This window comes from Actinacidiphila acidipaludis (genome assembly GCF_019890725.1).
GTDB lineage: Bacteria > Actinomycetota > Actinomycetes > Streptomycetales > Streptomycetaceae > Actinacidiphila > Actinacidiphila acidipaludis.
The window spans coordinates 15,377-34,229 of sequence record NZ_JAINZZ010000027.1; the positions used below are offsets into that span (position 1 = coordinate 15,377).

General features: G+C 72.3%; 15 protein-coding genes. 8 read left to right on the forward strand and 7 right to left on the reverse strand.

What is annotated here, in order from left to right; translation table 11 throughout:
• Positions 1-30 precede the first annotated feature (30 nt).
• The 3 genes from K7862_RS21020 to K7862_RS21030 all read left to right on the forward strand — a co-directional run bounded on the left by K7862_RS21020 (position 31) and on the right by K7862_RS21030 (position 8,157).
• Positions 31-1,863 (forward strand): gamma-glutamyltransferase family protein, encoded by a 1,833-nt coding sequence (locus K7862_RS21020; protein ID WP_262413539.1) that lies wholly within the window; start codon positions 31-33, stop codon positions 1,861-1,863.
• A 612-nt stretch (positions 1,864-2,475) separates the two neighbouring features.
• Positions 2,476-5,028 (forward strand): CBM35 domain-containing protein, encoded by a 2,553-nt coding sequence (locus tag K7862_RS21025; RefSeq protein WP_222964794.1) that lies wholly within the window; start codon positions 2,476-2,478, stop codon positions 5,026-5,028.
• A gap of 510 nt (positions 5,029-5,538) precedes the next feature.
• Positions 5,539-8,157, forward strand: a complete 2,619-nt coding sequence (locus K7862_RS21030) for a PA14 domain-containing protein (protein ID WP_262413540.1) — start codon at positions 5,539-5,541, stop codon at positions 8,155-8,157.
• A gap of 84 nt (positions 8,158-8,241) precedes the next feature.
• Here K7862_RS21030 and K7862_RS21035 read toward each other — a convergent pair whose 3' ends face one another.
• A complete protein-coding gene (locus K7862_RS21035) occupies positions 8,242-8,844 on the reverse strand; it encodes a helix-turn-helix domain-containing protein (RefSeq protein WP_222964798.1) in 603 nt (200 codons plus the stop codon).
• A 96-nt stretch (positions 8,845-8,940) separates the two neighbouring features.
• Here K7862_RS21035 and K7862_RS21040 point away from each other — a divergent pair, with 96 nt between their 5' ends.
• Together K7862_RS21040 and K7862_RS21045 are read left to right on the forward strand one after the other, a co-directional pair.
• The gene (locus tag K7862_RS21040; protein WP_222964800.1) at positions 8,941-9,957 is read left to right on the forward strand and encodes an NAD(P)/FAD-dependent oxidoreductase; all 1,017 of its coding nucleotides are present in this window, start codon (positions 8,941-8,943) and stop codon (positions 9,955-9,957) included.
• A gap of 87 nt (positions 9,958-10,044) precedes the next feature.
• A complete protein-coding gene (locus K7862_RS21045; protein ID WP_222964802.1) occupies positions 10,045-11,664 on the forward strand; it encodes an MFS transporter in 1,620 nt (539 codons plus the stop codon).
• A gap of 172 nt (positions 11,665-11,836) precedes the next feature.
• On the opposite strand, the gene K7862_RS21050 is transcribed toward K7862_RS21045, so the two are convergent.
• Entirely contained in the window at positions 11,837-12,457 is a 621-nt protein-coding gene (locus K7862_RS21050) for a TetR/AcrR family transcriptional regulator (protein WP_308012098.1), read from the reverse strand.
• Positions 12,458-12,504: 47 nt separating this feature from the next.
• On the opposite strand from K7862_RS21050, the gene K7862_RS21055 reads away from it, so the two are divergent.
• The gene (locus tag K7862_RS21055; RefSeq protein WP_222964804.1) at positions 12,505-12,969 is read left to right on the forward strand and encodes an SRPBCC family protein; all 465 of its coding nucleotides are present in this window, start codon (positions 12,505-12,507) and stop codon (positions 12,967-12,969) included.
• A gap of 45 nt (positions 12,970-13,014) precedes the next feature.
• Here the strand turns inward: K7862_RS21055 and K7862_RS21060 are convergent, their stop codons facing one another.
• The 5 genes from K7862_RS21060 to K7862_RS21080 all read right to left on the reverse strand — a co-directional run bounded on the left by K7862_RS21060 (position 13,015) and on the right by K7862_RS21080 (position 17,402).
• Entirely contained in the window at positions 13,015-13,383 is a 369-nt protein-coding gene (locus tag K7862_RS21060) for an STAS domain-containing protein (protein WP_262413541.1), read from the reverse strand.
• Positions 13,380-14,531 carry a cobalamin B12-binding domain-containing protein gene (locus K7862_RS21065; protein WP_222964806.1) on the reverse strand — a complete coding sequence of 384 codons (1,152 nt, stop codon included), beginning with the start codon at positions 14,529-14,531 and terminating at the stop codon, positions 13,380-13,382. Before K7862_RS21065 ends, K7862_RS21060 begins: the two co-directional genes overlap by 4 nt.
• Positions 14,528-16,186 carry a PP2C family protein-serine/threonine phosphatase gene (locus K7862_RS21070; protein WP_308012099.1) on the reverse strand — a complete coding sequence of 553 codons (1,659 nt, stop codon included), beginning with the start codon at positions 16,184-16,186 and terminating at the stop codon, positions 14,528-14,530. Before K7862_RS21070 ends, K7862_RS21065 begins: the two co-directional genes overlap by 4 nt.
• A gap of 270 nt (positions 16,187-16,456) precedes the next feature.
• Positions 16,457-16,870 (reverse strand): ATP-binding protein, encoded by a 414-nt coding sequence (locus K7862_RS21075; RefSeq protein ID WP_222964808.1) that lies wholly within the window; start codon positions 16,868-16,870, stop codon positions 16,457-16,459.
• 142 nt (positions 16,871-17,012) lie between these two features.
• On the reverse strand, positions 17,013-17,402 hold the full coding sequence (locus tag K7862_RS21080) for an STAS domain-containing protein (RefSeq protein ID WP_222964810.1): 390 nt from the start codon (positions 17,400-17,402) through the stop codon (positions 17,013-17,015).
• 202 nt (positions 17,403-17,604) lie between these two features.
• Between K7862_RS21080 and K7862_RS21085 the strand changes: the two genes are divergently transcribed.
• Both K7862_RS21085 and K7862_RS21090 read left to right on the forward strand, forming a co-directional pair.
• Entirely contained in the window at positions 17,605-18,450 is an 846-nt protein-coding gene (locus K7862_RS21085) for an STAS domain-containing protein (protein WP_222964812.1), read from the forward strand.
• On the forward strand, positions 18,447-18,824 hold the full coding sequence (locus tag K7862_RS21090; protein WP_222964814.1) for an STAS domain-containing protein: 378 nt from the start codon (positions 18,447-18,449) through the stop codon (positions 18,822-18,824). The genes K7862_RS21085 and K7862_RS21090 overlap by 4 nt, the downstream gene beginning before the upstream one ends.
• Positions 18,825-18,853 lie beyond the last annotated feature (29 nt).

Genomic DNA, 18,853 nt, shown 5'->3' on the forward strand with positions numbered 1-18,853 from the left:
GCCGTCCGTCCGAAGGAGAGCAGAGACACCATGAGCACCTCCTCGCCGCAGCCGGACTCCGCTCTCCCGCGGACCCGTCCGACGCTGCGCGGCTCGTTCGGGATGAGCGCCGCCACGCACTGGCTGGCCACCGCGACGGCGCAGTCCGTCCTCGAACGCGACGGCAACGCCTTCGACGCCGCGGTGGCCGCGGCCTTCGTGCTGCACGTGGCCGAACCGCACCTGAACGGGCCCGGAGGAGACCTCGTGGCGGTGTTCGCCACCGCCGAGGACCCCGCGCCGCGGGTCCTGGCGGGCCAGGGCCACGCGCCCCGCGGCGCGACCGTCGAGCACCTGCGCGCCCAGGGCATGGACCGCGTGCCGGGGGCGGGTGCTCTCGCCGCGGCCGTGCCCGGCGCCGTCGATTCCTGGCTCTGGCTGCTGGCCCGTCACGGTACGTGGGAGGTCGCCGACGTCCTCGCCTACGCCGCTCACTACGCCGAGCGGGGCTTTCCGGTGGTTCCCCAACTGGCGCGCACCATCGCCGCGGTGGAGGGTCTGTTCCGCGAGCACTGGACGACCTCTTACGCTCTCTGGATGCCGGGCGGCAAGGTGCCGGAGCCGAACGGGACCCTGACGAACCCCGCCTACGCGGCGACCCTGCGGCGGCTCGCCGCGGCCGGCGGCACGACCCGGACGGACCGCGTCGAAGCGGCCCGGACCGCGTGGACCCGGGGCTTCGTCGCCGAGCAGGCCGCGGAGTTCGCCGCCCGGCCGCACCGCCACTCGTGCGGGTGCGACCACGCCGGGGTCATCACGGCGGAGGACTTCGCGGACTTCGTGCCCGCGACCGAGCCCGCGGTCACAGCCGTCTTCCGCGGGGTGACCGTGGCCAAGGCGGGCCTGTGGTCCCAGGGGCCGGTGCTCCTCCAGACCCTGGGCATCCTCGACCATGTCGGCGACAGCCGGATCGACCTGTCGACCGGGCTCGGCATCCACACCGTCACCGAGGCGATGAAGCTCGCGATGGCGGACCGCGAGGCGTACTACGGGCACCTGCCGCCGGACCGCGCGGCGAGCGTCCTGGAGCGTCTGCTCGATCCCGCCTACGCCGCCCGCCGCGCCGCGCTCATCACCGACGAGGCCTCGACGCGGCTCCGGCCGGGCGACATCGGCATCACGCCGTTCGTACCGCCGTTGACCGTGGACGGTGAGGACGGCGAGGAGAACGCGGCGGCCACCGGCGGCGGGACCGCGGGCGCCGGCGAACCCACCGTGGCGCGGAACGGGGAGACCCGCGGCGACACCTGTCACCTCGACGTCGTCGACCGCTGGGGGAACATCATCGCCGCCACGCCTTCGGGCGGCTGGCTGCAGTCCTCACCGGCGATCCCGTCCCTGGGCTTCGCCCTCGGCACGCGGCTGCAGATGACGTGGCTGGATCCGGCGGCGCCCTCGTACCTGACGCCCGGCCGGCGGCCGCGTACCACGCTCAGCCCCACGTTGCTGCTGCGCGACGGACAGCCCGTCGCCGCGCTCGGGACGCCCGGGGGAGACCAGCAGGACCAGTGGCAGCTGCTCTATCTCATCCGGACCCTCGTCCACGGTCTCGATCCCCAGGAGGCCATCGACGCACCGGCGTTCCACACCACCGCCGTGCCGAGTTCCTTCTGGCCGCGCACCTGGACGCCGGCCGGTCTGGTCGTCGAGGAACGCGTCGGAGGCGAGGCCGTCGCGGAGCTGCGGCGCCGCGGGCACGCGGTGACGGTTTCCGGTCCCTGGACGCTGGGACGTCTGTCGACCGTCACCCGCGACCCGGCGACCGGGGAGCTGCGGGCGGCGGCCAACCCGCGTGGCGCGCAGGGGTACGCGGCGGGCAGGTGAAGGCTGGTGCTGTGGTTCGCGGCATGCGTGACTCCCTGGAGGTGAGGGATGCGCTCCCGGGCGGCACGTGCCGGCACGTCGCGCCGGCACCCGGGGCCGAGCAGGTCATGTAGATGAACAGTGATCCGACTTGTGAACCGTGACGGGATGCGACGCTAACCGCCGCGTGACGGAGGGTCAACCCCGCAGGAGTGTCATCGCGCCTGCCGTCGCGTCGCGTCGCACTCACCCCCGGCGTTCATGTCGATGAACCAGCGCGGCCTGGCTGAAAATTCTGACGGACCGTGAACACCGCCCGGCCTGGGCCTTGTCGGCGCGGGACTGATGTTGGGAACTGTTTCTTTGCCTTGAGTCTTGACCTCAAAAGAAACACGACAGCACACTGTGCCCCATCTCCCCTCGCTGGGTGAAGGGCACCTCGTGCGCCGGCTGGCACGGCCGCGCACGGCCGACCGCCCTCCTCTGCCCGGCGCATTTCCGGCACCGCCGTGACGAGCACCGCCTCCTGCCGCGACCCCGACGCTCTCCGTCCCCGGGTCGTGTGCCGTTCCACGACACGTCAGCGGAGCCTGCGCCGGCTCCGCTGCGCCGCAACGAGACGAGGAGCACCTCATGACCGGAATCAACCGTCGCGACTTCATCAGGGTCGCCGGTCTCGGGTCCGCCGCCCTAGTCCTGCCGCTGACCGCCGCGGCGGGCCGGGCGAGCGCGAGCACCGCCGTGCCGGGCGGTGCCACCGGGCCGCGCGCCCTGAAGGCCACCGTGCAGCCGTCCGGTGCCTGGCAGGTGACCGCCAACGTCCTGAAATGGACCTTCGGCGGTTCGCTCGGCTCGGCGGCGACCGCCATCGCGACCACACAGGGATCGGACCCGCTCGGCCCGTACACCGAGACCACGTTCACCTTTCAGTCCGGGGCCAGGAAGGGCGGCATCCGGGTCTACGACGGAGCGTCCTCGGTCGTCTTCACCGACACGTACGTCAACGCGGGCGCCAACGGCAACCCGTTCCCGACCTTCACCGGATACCCGAGGCTCGCCCACCAGTTGAGCCACAGCGACTGCTTCGGGCGGTTCCAGTTCAACACCTTCGCCGGAGCGTCGGACAGCCCCTGGGTGTTCTTCGACGACGCGGGCGACACCTTCATCGTGTCGGCCGCGAACCACTTCCAGGAGGCCCAGACCTCTCAGGGCGGCGACGGCTCGATCAAGGCGGGAGTGATCAGCTCGATCGGAACCCTGCCGGCCGGCTACACCCGGCAGACGATCCTCTCCACCAAGTCCGGTGTCGGCGCCGCCCATCGCGCGTGGGGCACCGCGTTGACCAGGCTCGCCGGCAAACCGCTGCCGGCCAACGACGCGGGCGTGGTGCTCAGTACGCTCGGCTACTGGACCGACAACGGTGCGGACTACTACTACGCGTACGAGCAGTCCAAGGGCTACACCGGCACCCTGCTGGCGGTCCGCGACGAGTGGGCGTCCCAGAAGATCCCGATGGGCTACATGCAGCTCGACAGCTGGTGGTACCCCAAGGGCCCGAACGGGGACTGGAACGACCTGCCGGACGGCACCTCGCTCTACGAGGCGGACAAGGAGCTGTTCCCCGACGGACTCAAGGCGTTCCAGCAGCAGTTGGCGATGCCGCTGGTCACCCACGCCCGGTGGATGGACAAGTCCAGCCCCTACCACGGCCAGTACACGTTCTCGAACAACGTCGTCATCGACCCGGCCTTCTGGCAGAACCGCATGGACTACCTACGGGACGCCGGAGTGGTCGTCTACGAGCAGGACTGGCTCTGCAACAACGCCAAGCCCGCCGAGAACCTCACCGACGCCGACGCGTTCTTCGACACCATGGCCCACCACGCCGCCGGCGACGGCCTGGACCTCCAGTACTGCATGGCGCTGCCCCGCGACTACCTGCAGAGCACGCGCTACGCCAACCTCACCACGATCCGGGTGAGCGACGACCGCTTCGACCGGCCGAAGTGGGACATGTTCCTCTACGACTCGCAGCTCGCGGGCTCGCTCGGGATCTGGCCGTGGGTGGACGTGTTCATGAGCGGCGAGCTCAACAACCTGCTGCTGGCGACGCTTTCGGCCGGACCGGTCGGCGTCGGCGACTCGCTGGGCAAGATCGACGCGGGCCATCTCTTCCAGGCGGTGCGCCCCGACGGGATCATCGTCAAGCCGGACGTGCCGGTCGTGCCCACCGACGCGACCTACGTCGGTGAGGGGGCCGGGAGGATGCCGGCCATGGTCGCCGCCACGCATGTCGCCCACCAGGGGCTGACCTACCGCTATGTCTTCGCGTACGCCCGGCAGTTCGTCACCCCGCAGCAGGTCTACCAGGCCGAGAGCGCGAAGCTCTCCGGGGCGGTCGTCAACCACGACCAGTCCGGCTACACGGGCAGCGGCTACGCCGACTACCAGCACGCCGACGGCGACTTCGTCGAGTGGACCGTGCAGGCGCCCGCCGCCGGCACGTACACCCTGCAGTTCCGGTACGCCAACGCCTCGTTCACCGACCGGCCGCTCGCGGTCACGGTGAACGGCGGCGAGGCCCGCAGCCTGTCGTTCCCCTCCACCGGCTGGTGGACGTCGTGGAGCGTCGTGGGCCTGACCGTCACCCTGTCCGCCGGGGCGAACACCGTGCGCGCGACCGCCACCGGCGCCAGCGGCGGCAACATCGACTGGCTGGGCGTCACCCAGGGCTCCGTGCCGACCGGCATGTCGCAGGAGGCCTCGTTCACCCTGACCGAACTGGGTGTGAACGGGCGGGCCTACGCCTACGACTACTACGGCGGCACCGGCACCCTGGTCTCTCCGGGCGGCACCGTGAACGCCACCGTCGGCGACGGCACGTACTGGGTGGTCGCGCCCGTCGGTGACTCCGGTATCGCCTTCCTCGGTGACGCCGGGAAGTTCGTCGCCCACGGCGCCAAGCGGGTCGAACACCTCAGTGACGACGGCAGCGTCCACGCCACCATCGCCTTCGCGGCGGGGGAGGGGCCGGTGACCCTGCACGGCTGGGCCCCGCGCAAGCCGTCCGTCACGGCGTCGGGCGGCAGCGTCGGAGCGGTGGCCTACGACACGGCGTCCAAGCACTTCACGTTCACCGCCGCCGCGGGGACGGGCAACCGGGCCGTCCTCACCATCAAGCCCTGACCGCGCCCCCTGTCGGGCCCCACGGCAGGCGGAGCAGGCAGGAGCTCCGAGCCACCTCTTCTCTTTCCAACGATGAAGAGAAGTCTCGGCTCTCCGGGGCACCTGGGAGGGCACTTCGGGGTCACTCTCGGTGCCGCTCGTCGCCCGGTGGAAGGCGGCGGACACCGGGTGCTCCAGGACTCGTTCGCGAGCTCGCGAAGCGCGGTGTCTTAGGGCTTCCACGCCTCCCACCGGCCAGCATGACCTGACGCGGGGGCGGTTGACGGCACGTCACTCACCGTGGCGACACCCTGCCGGCCTCATGGTGGGCTTCCGGGCGCCTGCGAGGGGGGCCGGTCACAGAGTTCGCACAGGGGGGTAGACGCCGGTGAAACCTGCTGGTTTCATGCTTCCCGACCCCCAAATTTCTAACGTTGGAAAGATGGTGGAGCCACGCGGCTCCACCGTCTTCCCCCACACCGCGTTCTCCCACGGAGAGGTGTATCCGCAGTGAGACCAGGCAGATTCCGTATGCCGACCCGACGCCGACTGGCCGCCCTCGCACCGCTGTTGCTGGGCGCCGCCCTGCTGACCCCGGCCGCGGCGGGCGCCGTCCAGACGCCGTCCGACAGCGCCGCGGCCGCCACCACGGCCCAGGGCCTGCGAGCCGACTACTACCTGAGTTCCAACGCGACCTCGCTGGACTTCGCCCAGTACAGCAGCACCGGTGTCGAGCCGTCGCTGAACGTCCCCGACCTGCTCCCGACCCTGCGCAGCTACGCGGGCTCCACGGAGAACGTGGCCGTGCACTGGACCGGCATGCTCGACGTCCCGGCCGGCGGCACCTACACGTTCTACATCAAGGGTGACAACGGCTTCCGGATGTCGCTCGACGGGTCGAGCGTGATCGACCACTGGACGACCGACTGGGACGTGCAGACGACGTCGCAGCCCATCACGCTGACCGCCGGCCTGCACACCCTGGCGTACGACTACAACCAGGGCAACGGCGGCGCGTACATCCGCACGGAGTGGTCGGGCCCCGGCATCACCCGGCAGGCGATCCCCGACTCCGCGCTGCACCTGCCCGCCGGCTACACGCCGTCGCCCGTCGACGCCGTGGTCGCCGCGTCCGGCAAGACGGCGACCGTGCAGCTGCCCGGTAAGGTGTCCGCGCTGCCGGCCGACCTCGGCAAGCACCTGGCGGTCATCGCGGGCGCCAACCGCTGGTCCCCCGGGGTCTCCCTCGACCCCTCCGACGCCTCGAAGCTCGTGCTGACGGCGGGCGCCTCCGACATCCCGGCGTCCCTCCACTCCGACGTCCGGATCAGCTACGACGGCCTGGGCGGGCTGGCCACGGCGAACGGTGCCGTGCCGCTCTTCTCCGGACTGGCGACCAACGACTCCACCTGGTACTTCGCCACCAAGTGGGCCAAGGACGTCAGCCCCTCCAACGCCCTGCCCGACTACCCGCGGCCGCAGCTGACCCGTGAGAAGTGGCAGAACCTCAACGGCACCTGGCAGTTCCAGGCCACCGACGAGACCGCGCCGCTCCCCGACGGCAAGCTGAGCGGCAAGATCCTGGTGCCTTACCCGATGGAGGCGCCGCTGTCCGGCGTCGCCGCGCACCACGACTGGTCGCTCTACCAGCGCACGTTCACCGTGCCCGACAACTGGCGGATCGGCTCGGGCAACCGGCTGCACCTGAACTTCGGGGCCGTGGACTACGAGACGTGGGTCTACGTCAACGGCAAGCAGGTCGCCCACCACGTCGGCGGGTACGAGGCGTTCACCGCCGACGTGACCGACGCCGTCACCACGACCGGTCCGCAGACCGTCCTGCTGAAGGTCAAGGACACCACCGACGACCAGACGCCGACCGGCAAGCAGTCCCGCAGCCCGAGCGGCATCTGGTACACGGCCACCTCCGGCATCTGGCAGACGGTGTGGCTGGAGCCGGTGCCCGAGGCGAGCGTCGACTCCCTGGTGCTCACGCCCAACGTGCCCGACCAGTCCCTGTCGGTGACCGTGCGCCCGTCGGCCGGCACCCCCGCCTCGACCCGGGTGGTGGCCACCGCGTACGCGGACCACAAGCCCGTGGGCACCGTCATCGGCACCGTCGGCACCCAGCTGCGGCTGGCCATCCCGCATCCGGAGCTGTGGAGTCCGGACCACCCCTTCCTGTACGACCTCAAGGTCATGGTGGGGCAGGGGCGCTGGCACGACGAGGTCGGCTCCTACTTCGGCATGCGCTCGATCTCGGTCGGCAAGGTCGGCGGAGTCAACAAGATCGAGCTGAACGGCAAGCCCACTTATGTGCTGGCCACGCTCGACCAGGGCTTCTGGCCCGACGGCATCTACACCGCCCCGACCGACGCGGCCCTGAAGTCCGACCTCGAGCTGCACAAGGAGCTCGGCTTCAACGCGGTGCGCAAGCACATCAAGGTCGAACCCGCGCGCTGGTACTACTGGGCCGACAAGCTCGGCCTGATGGTCTGGCAGGACATGCCGAGTCGCAACGCCGCCGGGAACGCGACCGCGGCGAGCGACCAGGCGTTCACCGACCAGGTCCACGAGATCGTCGACCAGCACATCAGCACCCCGTCCATCGTCATCTGGACGATGACCAACGAGGGCTGGGGCGAGAAGAGCAAGGAGGCCACCGGGGCGCTGGCGGACGCGGTCAAGCAGCAGGACCCGAGCCGGCTGGTCGACCCGGCGTCCGGTGTCAACTGCTGTGCCTCGAAGGGGGATTCGGGACGCGGTGACCTGATCGACTACCACCTGTACCACGGACCCGCCTCGCCGTCCCCGGACGCGACACGGGCGGCCGTGGACGGTGAGCACGGCGGGTACTCGCTGAACATCCCCGGCCACATCCTGGGCGTCTCCGGCGGCCAGAACTACGGCGGTGACGCCTCGACCATCGCGGAGCTGACGCAGGACTACGTCGCCAACACCAGCCAGCTGCTCCCCGGGGCCGCCGGCAGCCTCTCCGGCTCGGTGTACACGCAGATCAGTGATGTCGAGGGCGAGTTGAACGGCCTGGTGACCTACGACCGCGCGGTCGTGAAGGTCGAGCCCGGCCCGGTGCGGGACATCAACCGCAAGCTCATCGCGGCCGGTGCCGCGGCGGGGCAGTCCGGCTGACGGACTCCTCGGCGGCACACCGCTGAGCCTCATGTCGTGGGGGTCCGCCTCGTCCGGGGCGGGCCCCTTCGGCGTGCGGTGGGCTCAGCCGGCGTCGCCGGCCTCACCCGCGTCGCCGCTCGACGCCGCGCTGCGCTGATGGCCGCGGCGGGCGTCCCGGTCGAAGATGCCCAGCACCTCGCAGGGCCCGGACTCGGCGCCGAGGGCGTGCGGCAGCATGGTGGGGAACTCGGCCGACTGGTTGGTCTCGACGCGGAAGCGGCGGTGGCCGAGCAACAGGATCGCGGTGCCGGAGAGGACGACCAGCCACTCGCGTCCGGGGTGCGCGCGCAGCCGTGCCGGGTTGTCCGGCGGCGGGGCCGTCAGCCGCTGACGCACGACCGACATCCCGGGATCCGCCTTGACCGGCCAGCGCATCCAGCCGTGGGCCGCGTCGATCGTCGGGTTGGCGATGACGTCGTCCGTGGCCGTCTCGACGAGCTGGTCGAGGGAGGTGTCCAGAGCCCGGGCGAGGGTGACGAGACTGTCCAGCGCCAGGCGCCGCTGCCCGTTCTCGATGCGGCTCAGGGTGGACTGACTGAGCCGGGCGCGGGTGGCCAGCTCCTCCAGTGACAACCCCTGGGCCACCCGCAGCGCCCGGATGCGTTTGCGCACCAGGCTGTCCAGGTCGTCATTGTCTTGCGTCATAGGCAAGAGTCTATGCCTTTCCTGCAAGGTCCGCCTAGCGTCGTGGTCAGGCGGCCCGGACCGGCCGGGTTCGCCGTCCACGAGGAGGACCAGGACATGACGCCCACTGCCCACGAGCCCGGCACCCTGCCCGGCGGGACCGTCGACGCCGTGGTGATCGGCGGCGGCGCCGCGGGACTGAACGGCGCGCTCATGCTCGCCCGCTCCCGCCGCTCCGTCGTCGTCATCGACAGCGGCACCCCGCGCAACGCGCCCGCCGAGGGTGTGCACGGCCTGCTGGCCCTGGACGGCACCCCGCCGGCCGAGCTGCTGGCACGGGGACGGGACGAGGTGCGCCGCTACGGCGGCCAGGTCGTCGCGGGCGAGGTGGTCTCCGCGGCCCCGGCGCCGCCCGCCGAGGACGGCGACCTGCGCTTCACCGTCGGCCTCGCCGGCGGCCGGACGCTGACGGCCCGCCGCCTGCTGGTGGCCACCGGGCTGCGTGACGTGCTGCCCGAGGTGCCCGGCCTGGCCCGGCACTGGGGACACGGCGTGGTCCACTGCCCCTACTGCCACGGCTGGGAGGTGCGCGACGAGCCGATCGGCCTCCTGGCGGTGGGCCCGGTCTCGGTCCACCAAGCCCTGCTGTTCCGCCAGCTGACCGACGACCTGGTCTACTTCGCGGGCGGCACCGACCTGGACGAGGACACCCGAGCCCGCTTCGCCGCTCGCGGCATCCGCGTCGTCGACGCCGCGGTGGAGGAGGTCGTCGCCGGCGACGACGGCGGCATCGCGGGCGTCCGGCTCAGCGACGGACAGTTCGTCGCGCGCCGGGTCCTCGCGGTCGCCACCCGCATGCAGGCGCGCACCCGGGGACTGGAGGCCCTGCGACTGCCGATGGAGGACCTGCCCGGCGGCATGGGCAACCGCTTCTCCTCCGGCATGGCCGGTGTGACGGACGTGCCGGGCGTGTGGGTGGCCGGCAACGCCACCGACCTGACCGCCCAGGTCGGCGCCTCCGCGGCGGCCGGCGCCCTGGCGGGCGCGCACATCAACGCGCTGCTGGCCACGGCCGACACCGACGAGGCGCTCGCCGCTTCCGTGACGGCGGCGAGCGGCGCCACGGCCGCCTGACGCCCCGGCCCTCCGTACATGCCGCATCCTCCGCACGGTGCCCGTCCGTACCGGCACTCGTTCCCGCACGCCCCCAGGAGAGGCTTCATGAGCACGGATCAGCCCGCCCCGGTCAGAACCGCGGGCAGTGGCACGATCACCCCGGCCGACGCCGCTCCGGATCCCCGCCGGCTGCGCACGGTCCTGGCGGCGGTGTGTGTCGCGCTGATGGCCGTCATCGGCTCGGTGTCCGGACTCAACGTCGCCCAGCCCGACCTCGCCGTCGCCTTCGGCGCCTCGCAGAGCACGATCCTGTGGATCATCAACATCTACACCCTCACCCTGGCGGCCCTCCTGCTGCCGCTCGGCGCGGTGGGGGACCGCCTCGGCCGCAAGCCCGTGCTCATCGCCGGGCTGACCGTCTTCGGCGTCGCCAGCGCCATGGCGGGTCTCGCCCCGACGTCCGACGTGCTCTTCGCCGCACGCCTGCTGAGCGGGGTCGGGGCGGCGATGATCATGCCGATCACCCTGGCGGTGATCACCTCCACCTTCCCCGAGGAGGAACGCGGCCGCGCGATCGGTGTGTGGACCGGTGTCGCCGGAGGCGGCGGCATCCTCGGCATGTTCCTCTCCGCGGCCCTGGTCGACGTGGCCGGCTGGCGCTGGCTGTTCGTGCTGCCCGTCGTCCTGGTCGGCGTCGCCCTCGCCATGACCCTGCGATCCGTCCCGGACTCCCGCGAGAGGTCCGGGCACCCCTTCGACACCGCCGGGGCGCTGACCTCGATCGTCGCCGCAGTCGGACTGATCTTCGTCCTGCAGGAAGGCCCGGTGCACGGTTGGACCGCACCCACCACCCTGCCGGGACTGGTCGTCGGACTCGCCGCCGCCGTCGCCTTCGTGGCCTGGGAACGCCGGCGCCGGGACGCCGCGTTGCTGGACGTGCGCCTGTTCCGCGAACGCGGCCTGGCGGGCGGGTCCGTGACGCTCCTCGCGGTCTTCGGCGTGCAGGCAGGGGTCTTCGTCGTCCTCTTCCCGTTCTTCCAGGCGGTGCTCGGCTGGTCGGGCCTGCTGTCGACCCTGGCGCTGATGCCCATGGCCGTGGCGATGATGGCCGCGTCCGGGCTCGCGCCCAAGTCGGCCGTGCGGATCGGTTCCCGCCGGACCATGGCGGCGGGCGTTCTGCTGGCCGGAGCCGGCCTCGCCGTGATGGCGGCCGGCGTGTCCGTCGACGGCGGCTATCCGTCCGTGCTGCCCGGCATGCTGGCGATGGGCATCGGCATGGGCCTGTCGATGACGCCCTCGACCGAGGCCATCACCGGGGCGCTGCCGCGGGAGCGCCAGGGCGTGGCCTCCGCGCTGAACGACGTCACACGGGAGTTCGGCACCGCGCTGGGGGTGGCCCTGCTCGGCGCTCTCGTGTCGTCCGGCTACCGCGCCGCCATCGACGACCGCCTGCGGGGCGTGCCCCGGGGCGCCGCGGACACCGCACGGCAAGGGGTCGCCAACGCCGTCCAGGCCGCGGGCGGCGCGGGGCCGCAGGGACCGGCCCTCCTTCGGGCCGCACGGCAGTCCTTCGTGGTCGGCTGGCAGCACGCGATGTGGGCTGGGGTCGCGGTGATGGCCGCACTCTTCCTCTACCTGGTGGCCCGCGGCCCGCAGAGCCCGGGGCGAACGCCTGAGGCGACGCCCGGCATGGAGGGCCGGTCCAGCGGGAGCGAGAGGGCGTAGCGCGCCGCGGTCCGCTCGGGTCGGCTGACAGCCGGACGGGAGAGCCGGCCGAGGGGGCCCCGGGCGGGTACCCGTACCCCTGCGTCCGCTCGGGGACCGGTCTGAGGCCGACCGGCGGCGCCCGCACCGCGGTTCCGTGCGCCGCCGCCCAGGTCAGGCAGCACAGACACCTTCAGCGGGCGGGGGGCTGCTCGCCGTAGTAGAGCCGGAGGAACTCCTCCATCGCGGCGTCGACCCCGGCGCGGTCGCCCGTGGCGAGCAGATCGAGCAGCAGGCCGCGCACGGTGGCGAGGCCGAGCCGTGCGCGACTGCGGGCGGTGGAGGGGTCGGTACCAGCTTCGATCTCGGCGGCCACGAGTGGCTCCAGCCAGTCCGTCACCAGGCCGTCGAGAACGGACACGGCCTCGGAGCGGCCCTGCAGCGCCTGACCGCAGATCTCGAAGAACAGCCGCTCCTGGCCGGCCAGCCGGGGGTCCGTCAGTTCGCGCCACAGGGCGCGGGCGGCGTCGGCGGGGGAGAGGCCCGGGTCGAGACGGAGGCGGGAGAGCAGGTCACGCTGGCGTCGCTCGGAAGTGCGCACGATCTCCACGAGCAACTGCTCCTTGGAGCCGAAGTAGTGGATCAGCATGCGGTGGCTGACGCCGATCGCGTCGCCCAGGCGACGCAGCGTCAGGTCGGCGATGCCGTGCGCGGCGACGTGGTCGACGGCCGCGTCCACCAACTCGGTCCGCCGGTCCCCGTCCCGGCCGCGGGCCGGTCGGCCGGAGGGCTCCTGCTGGGCGTGGGTCGTCACGTGCGTGAGTGTACCAAGCGGTACATGGCTGATGTACCGTGTGGTACATGAAGCCCGTCACCGTGTCGATCGACGTACCCCAACTCCCCGCGCAGGTCTACGACTTCCTCGACGTCATGGCCCACCACGAGCAGTTCACCGACCACTTCCTCACCAACTGGCGCTATGCGGGCCCCGATCGCGGCGTCGGCTCGTCGGCGACCGTCACCGCCGCGCTGGGTGGTGTGCGCTCCGACGTCTCCATCGAGGTCGTCGAGGCGGAGGCGCCCCGGCGCATCGTGGAGCGCAATGTCAGTGCGGGGGGCCGACGGGTGGCGCACGGCACCTACACCGTCGAGCCGCAGCCGGGCGGCGGGAGCCGCGTCTCGTTCACCTATGCCTGGGAGAAGGCACCCTTGGCCGACCGTCTGCTGGCGCCCGTCGTCCGGGCCACGATGCGGCGCGCCGACGCCACGGTCATGCGCCGCCTCGCCGCGGCCCTCGCCGTCGACACACCCACCAGCTCGTCCTGACGGACCGTCAGGACGAAAATGCCCGTCCCCGGGGTCCGGGCCGGTTCAGGGCTCGCTGTGTTCGTCCTCGCCGCCGGGCGTGCCGATCAGATACTCCGCGGTGCCGGTGAGCTCCAGGAGGCGGTCCAGCAGGCGGGGGCGGCGCAGCAGTACGAGCCGCACGCCCTCGGCGGTGGTCCGGCGGCGGATGGCGAGCAGTGCGGACAGGCCCATCGAGTCGCACAGCGTCAGGCCGCCGAGGTCGAGGGCCAGCAGCGGTTCCTCGCGGAACTCCGCCAGCGTCTTCCCGACCGTCTCCAGCAGCTCCTCCGAGGTGTCGAAGTCCAGCGGACCGTCGACCGTCACCGTCAGCTGCTCCAGCCGGACGACGCCGACGTCGAACTGACAGTCCCTGTACTCCGGTTCGACACTCAACGGGCACCTCCGTCGCCGGTGCCGCCTCGGGGGCCAGGTGGGCTCGGCACGGTCCCGGAACCGGCGGCGAGCAGGTCCCGGGCCCGTGGGAAGTCACGTAGTTCGGCCGCGAGCAGGTCCAGGGCCGGCCGCAGGGTGAAGGCGGGGACGCCCCGGGCGGTCAGCACGTCCGCGGTCCACGCCAGGAACCCGGTGAACAGCGAGCGGTCGTCGGTGTAGAGGGCCACCGCGAGGAAGTCGACGATGTGGCCGATGTCCTCCACGGTGTGCTGCCGCTGCAGCTCGGTGTAGTCCCGCATCGCGGGGACCCGGTCCTCCAGGCCCGTCATGACCGCGCCCACGAGCCGGAACTTGCTGCGGCTGACGAGTGTGTACTCCTGGTCGGACAGGTGCGGCAGATCGTCCACCGGCTGGTGGGCGGGAGCCGGCTCCGGCAGCCCCTCGCCGAGCCGTTCGGCGGCGGAACGGGCGTCGGGCGCCCACACGTCCGCGCCGAGCTGGCGCGCGTAGCGGCCGTCGGGCCCGAACGCGGCCCCACCGGTCAGCACCGGCGTCCCGGTGGCCTGGCACGCGGTGATCGCCATGTGGGCTGCGGGCAGCCGGGTGCTCAGGGACGCCGACAGCGCCACCGCGTCCGGCGCGGTTCGGTGCAGATGCCCTATCAGGTGCGGGGTGGGGACCTGCGCACCGAGGTAGTCCACCCGCCAGCCGCGCAGACCCAGCACCTGGGCGAGGATGCGGGCGGGCAGCGCGTGCCACTCCCCGTCGATGCAGGCCACCGTGACGTGACCGCGGTGAGCCGAGGGCCGGGCCGCGGCCACCAGCGGGTGCCGGTCCATGGCGCCGATGACCCGTTCGTTGATCGCGGTGGCGGCGTGCTCCTGCGCCACGCTGATGCGGTTGGCCGCCCACTCGACGCCCACCCGGGTCTGCACGGCCGCCACCACGTCCAGCAGGACCGATTCGGCGTCCAGGCCGGACTCGAGGGCCGCGAAGACCACATCGGTCGCCGAACCCTCGTCGGCGCCCGACACCGACGTCCACAACTCCTCCGCCCAGTCCCGCGTCCCGGCGGTCGTCACGGCGGCGCCGCCGGGCGCCCGCGCCGTGACGGTGCTGCGGATGCCGCCGTTCGCGGTGGCGGTCATGCGGTGTACCTCCCAGGTCCGGTGCCGCCGACCATCGACAGGTGAGCGCCGTGCGGCATGGAGATCACGACGACGGCCATGTCGTCGTGTCGTCCGGCGCCTACCCACTGGGCGGCGATCATCTGCACATGTTCCACGATTGCTTCCGCGGGCATGCCGGCGCACCCCGCCAACTGGGCGCGCAGCCGGTCCTCGCCGAACTCCGCGCCGCCCAGCGGGCCGCCGCGGGCCTCGGTGATGCCGTCGCTGAACAGCACGAGGGACTCTCCGGGGCCCAGCATGAGGTTCGCCGTGGTGCTCGTCACGTCGGGCAGGACGCCGATCAGTGAGCCGCGGGTCTCCACCCGCTCGACGACGCCGTCCGCCCGCACCACCAGCGGCGCCGGATGCCCGGCGCTGGTCACCCGTACCCGGGCCCGGTCCCCCTCGCGGCGGACGGCCGCCAGCACCAGGGTGGCGAACCGCGTGTGGTGCGAGGTGAGCAGGGCCCGGTTCAGCAGGGTCAGCAGCCGCTGGTGGTCGCCGGTGAGCGGCAGCAGGGCGTGCAGCGTGTTGCGGATCTTGCCCGTGAGGACAGCGGCCTCCAGACCCTTGCCGCACACGTCGCCGAGGACCGCGAGGGTCTCGCGCTGGTCGGCGGTGGCGGGATGGACGTCGTAGAAGTCGCCGCCCACCCGGTCCTGGTCGCCGGCCGGCCGGTACCCGCCGGCGAACTCCACACCGCGGGTCTGCTGCAGACGCGGCGGCAGCAGTTCGCGCATGAGGGTGTCGGTGATGGCCGCCTGCTCGGTGTAGAGCCGGGCCGAGGACACGGCCGCTCCGGCCCGCGCGGCGAACAGCCGGGCCAGCGTCTCCTCGTTCTCGTCGAAGGCCGCCCCGTCCTCGTGGCGCAGCAGCACCAGCGCGCCGGCGGGCACGCCCTGACCGGGCAGCGGCACGACCGCCATCGACCCGACCGGGCCGAAGCCCTCGGGCACCAGCCAGGCGGGTGCCGCCGCCGGGTTGATCCAGCGCGAGGGCACGGGAGGGAAGCCCTGCAGCGCCTCCGAGAGGCCCGGCACCATGTCGGGTGACTGCGTGGTCGTGGCCGCGGCCGGGGAGCCGCCGCGGACGCAGCTGACCAGGCGCAGCCGGCGCCCGGGGTTGGGTCCGATCACCACGGCCGCGTCGGCCAGCCGCCGCACGGCCTCCAGAACGGTGACGTCCATGCAGCGCTCGACGTTGAGCGAGGCCAGCAGCCGGCTCGACGCCTCGGCGAGGAACGCGGTGCGCTCGCGCTCCCTGGCCAGTTCCCGTTCGGCTCGCTGCCGGTCGCTGTCGTCCAGCAGCCACCAGGTCACCGACCCGTCGGTGCCCGGGACCGGGCGGCCTTCCAGGCTGCGGCCGTCGAGCAGCCCGCGGACGCCGTCACCCCACGGCTCTGCGCCGGAGGGGCCGGAGGGGCCGGAAGTCGAGGGTGCCGAGGGTGCCGGGGGCCGGGGGCCGTCGGCAAGGCCGAGATGGGCGGTGGCCAGCCACGGCGCGCGGGAGCGGAGGGCGTCAGGGCGGTCCTGAGGCACGTCGCCGAGCAGTATGCGTGCGGAGGGGCTGACGCGCAGGACGCTGCCGTCGGCGCTCAGCACCACGATCGGGTAGGGGGAGGTGTCGGGTGTCACGTCTCCCCGGTCTGCGGACTCGGACTCGGTTCGTCTCACAACTGCCACTCCACGGGTCCGCGCCTCGGGGGACCCTCACCTCACCACGGTCGTCCATCGGGAACCCTGCGCCCCCTCGCCACCATGGCGCAGATCACCCGTCGCGGGCAACCGGCCACCCCGGGGCGACCTGTTCGGGGGACCCGTGCCCATGACGTCCGGGATCCGTTCCGCAACGACCGGGTCGGTCCCGGTCAATTCCCCGTCGCCGCAGGCCGGATGCCCCGTGGATCATCTCAACGCCAGGATCACCACGATCCGTTTTCCGCCGCGCGGAAGCATTTCCACCTCGACGGAGGAGGCCAGATGTTCGACGATCGGCCATCCGAACCCCCCGGGCCGCTCCGGATCGAAGCCGAGGGTCCGCCGGGACACCGGCCGGGCCTCGCTCATGTCGTGCACCTGCAGTCGCAGCGCCGAACCGTCCGGGGTGACCTCCGCGCCGAAGGCGGACAGCCCCCCGCCGTGGCGCAGCGCGTTGCTGACCAGCTCCGCGACGACCAGGCCCGCGTCGGCTCGCACTCGCTCCGTGTCGCAGTGCACCTCGTCGAGCAGGCGCATGACCGTTCGCCGGGCGTCCGTGGCCAGCTGCGGGTCGTGCCGGTCCGCGGGAAGCGCGCCTGGACTGTACGAATGCTCGGTCATTCGGCGACCTCAAAACGTGTGTTCCGGCGAGCGGTTCGGGTCCGGCGAACGCGGCTCGCCGCTACCGCGCTCATGACCTCGGTTGCCCGGTCCACCCCGCCGCCACACGGGCGGGTTCCCCGGTTCCTCTGCGTCACCTGTCTCATGTCAGGGACTCCGGAGGTTTCGGAGTCCGGTCGCGGTCGGCACCCGACGAGCCGGTCGCCAGCGCCCGCCGGGCCGCCGCGGTGTCCGCGGCGAACTCGAAGTGCGCGGCCGTCATGGTCACGTCGAACAGGCGGCGCACCCCGGCGCTCAGCGGGCCGGCCAGCACCAGCAGCCCGCCGCGGGCGGCCAGGTCGCGATGGGCGTCCAGCAGGATGTGCAACGTCGCGGAGTCGGCGAAGTCCACCCCCGACAGATCGACCACCACCCGGGCCCCGTCCGGACTCACCGCTTCGCGGATCTGTTCCCCGAAGGCCTGCGCCCGTTCCCAGTCCAGTTCGGACTCGGCCCGCACGATGCGGAGCCCGCCGTCCCGCTGCTCGTCCATACCACCCCATTCACGTGACATCCCCGCCGTCGGCCGAGGCCCGCGGACGGGTGCGGCCGGACCGTGGCCGGGCTCCGGCGACCCTCCCGGACGGAGTCCAACCGCTGAGGAATGACCTGCCCCCGCCGGGGCAGGTCATCCTAGCCACCCGTAAGGTTGCGCGGGTTCACCAGGGAAGAGGCGCAGAGGAGAAGGTGCACGGATGACGAACGTCGGTGAGTCCGACCGGCTGGTCGGCCTGTTGACGCAAGGCCGCGAGGAGTTCACCGGAAAGTGGGTACGAGGAGTCACCTCTACGCTGGCCGGACGCCTCACCGCCGCAGAGGTGCAGCAGGATCTGAACGAGCTGTACACCGCACTGGTCGAGGCGCTGCGCAACGGCGGGGTCGCCACCCGTAACGAGGCGTACGGCGAGGTCCGCAGCCTGCTGACCGAGCTGTCCCGGAACCGGGCCCGGCAGGGCTTCAGCCCCACCGAGACCGCGTTCAGCGTCCTCGCCCTCAAGGACGTGCTGGAGCCGGCGCTCGCCGACGGCGCGGACGTCAAGGCGTACCTCCAGCTCGCGCGTGTCCTGGACGACCTGGGCCTGTACACGATCGAGGTGCACGCCAAGACCCGCGAGGAGATCATCTCCGCCCAGGCGGAACAGCTCCTCGAGCTGTCCACGCCGGTCGTCAAGCTGTGGGACGGCGTCGTCGGCGTGCCGCTCGTCGGCACCCTGGACTCCGCCCGCACCCAGGTGGTGATGGAGAAGCTGCTCCAGTCGCTGCTGGACCTCAACGCCACCCACGCCATCGTGGACATCACCGGTGTGCCGGCGGTGGACACCCAGGTCGCGCAGCACCTGCTCAAGACCGTCGTCGCGGCCCGGATGATGGGCGCCGAGTGCGTGATCTCCGGTATCCGTCCGCAGATCGCGCAGACCATCGTGGCGCTGGGCATCGAGTTCGGCGACATCACCACCAAGGCGACGCTGGCCGACGCCCTGCGGCACGCGCTGGACCGCATCGAGGAGCGCGGCCCGGTGGAGATCGGCGGTCTGCTGTGAGCGAGCGGGTGCCGATCCTGAAGATCGGTGACGTCCTGCTGGTCTCCATCCAGATCGATCTGGAGGACCAGATGGTGATGGACCTCCAGGAGGACCTGTCCCAGCGCATCGTGGACACCGGCGCGCGCGGCGTGGTCATCGACATCTCCGCCCTGGAGATCGTGGACTCCTTCGTCGGCAGAATGCTGGCGTCGATCGCCGCGATCTCCCGGGTGCTCGGCGCCGAGACGGTCGTGGTGGGCATGCGCCCGGCGGTCGCGATGACCCTGGTCGAACTGGGCCTGTCGCTGGGCGGCGTGCGCACCGCACTCAACCTGGAGCAGGGGATCGGCGAGCTGCGCCGCTCCCGGCGCAACGGTTCGGTACCCCGGTGACGTCGTCGGCGGAGCCGGTGGAGGAGTCA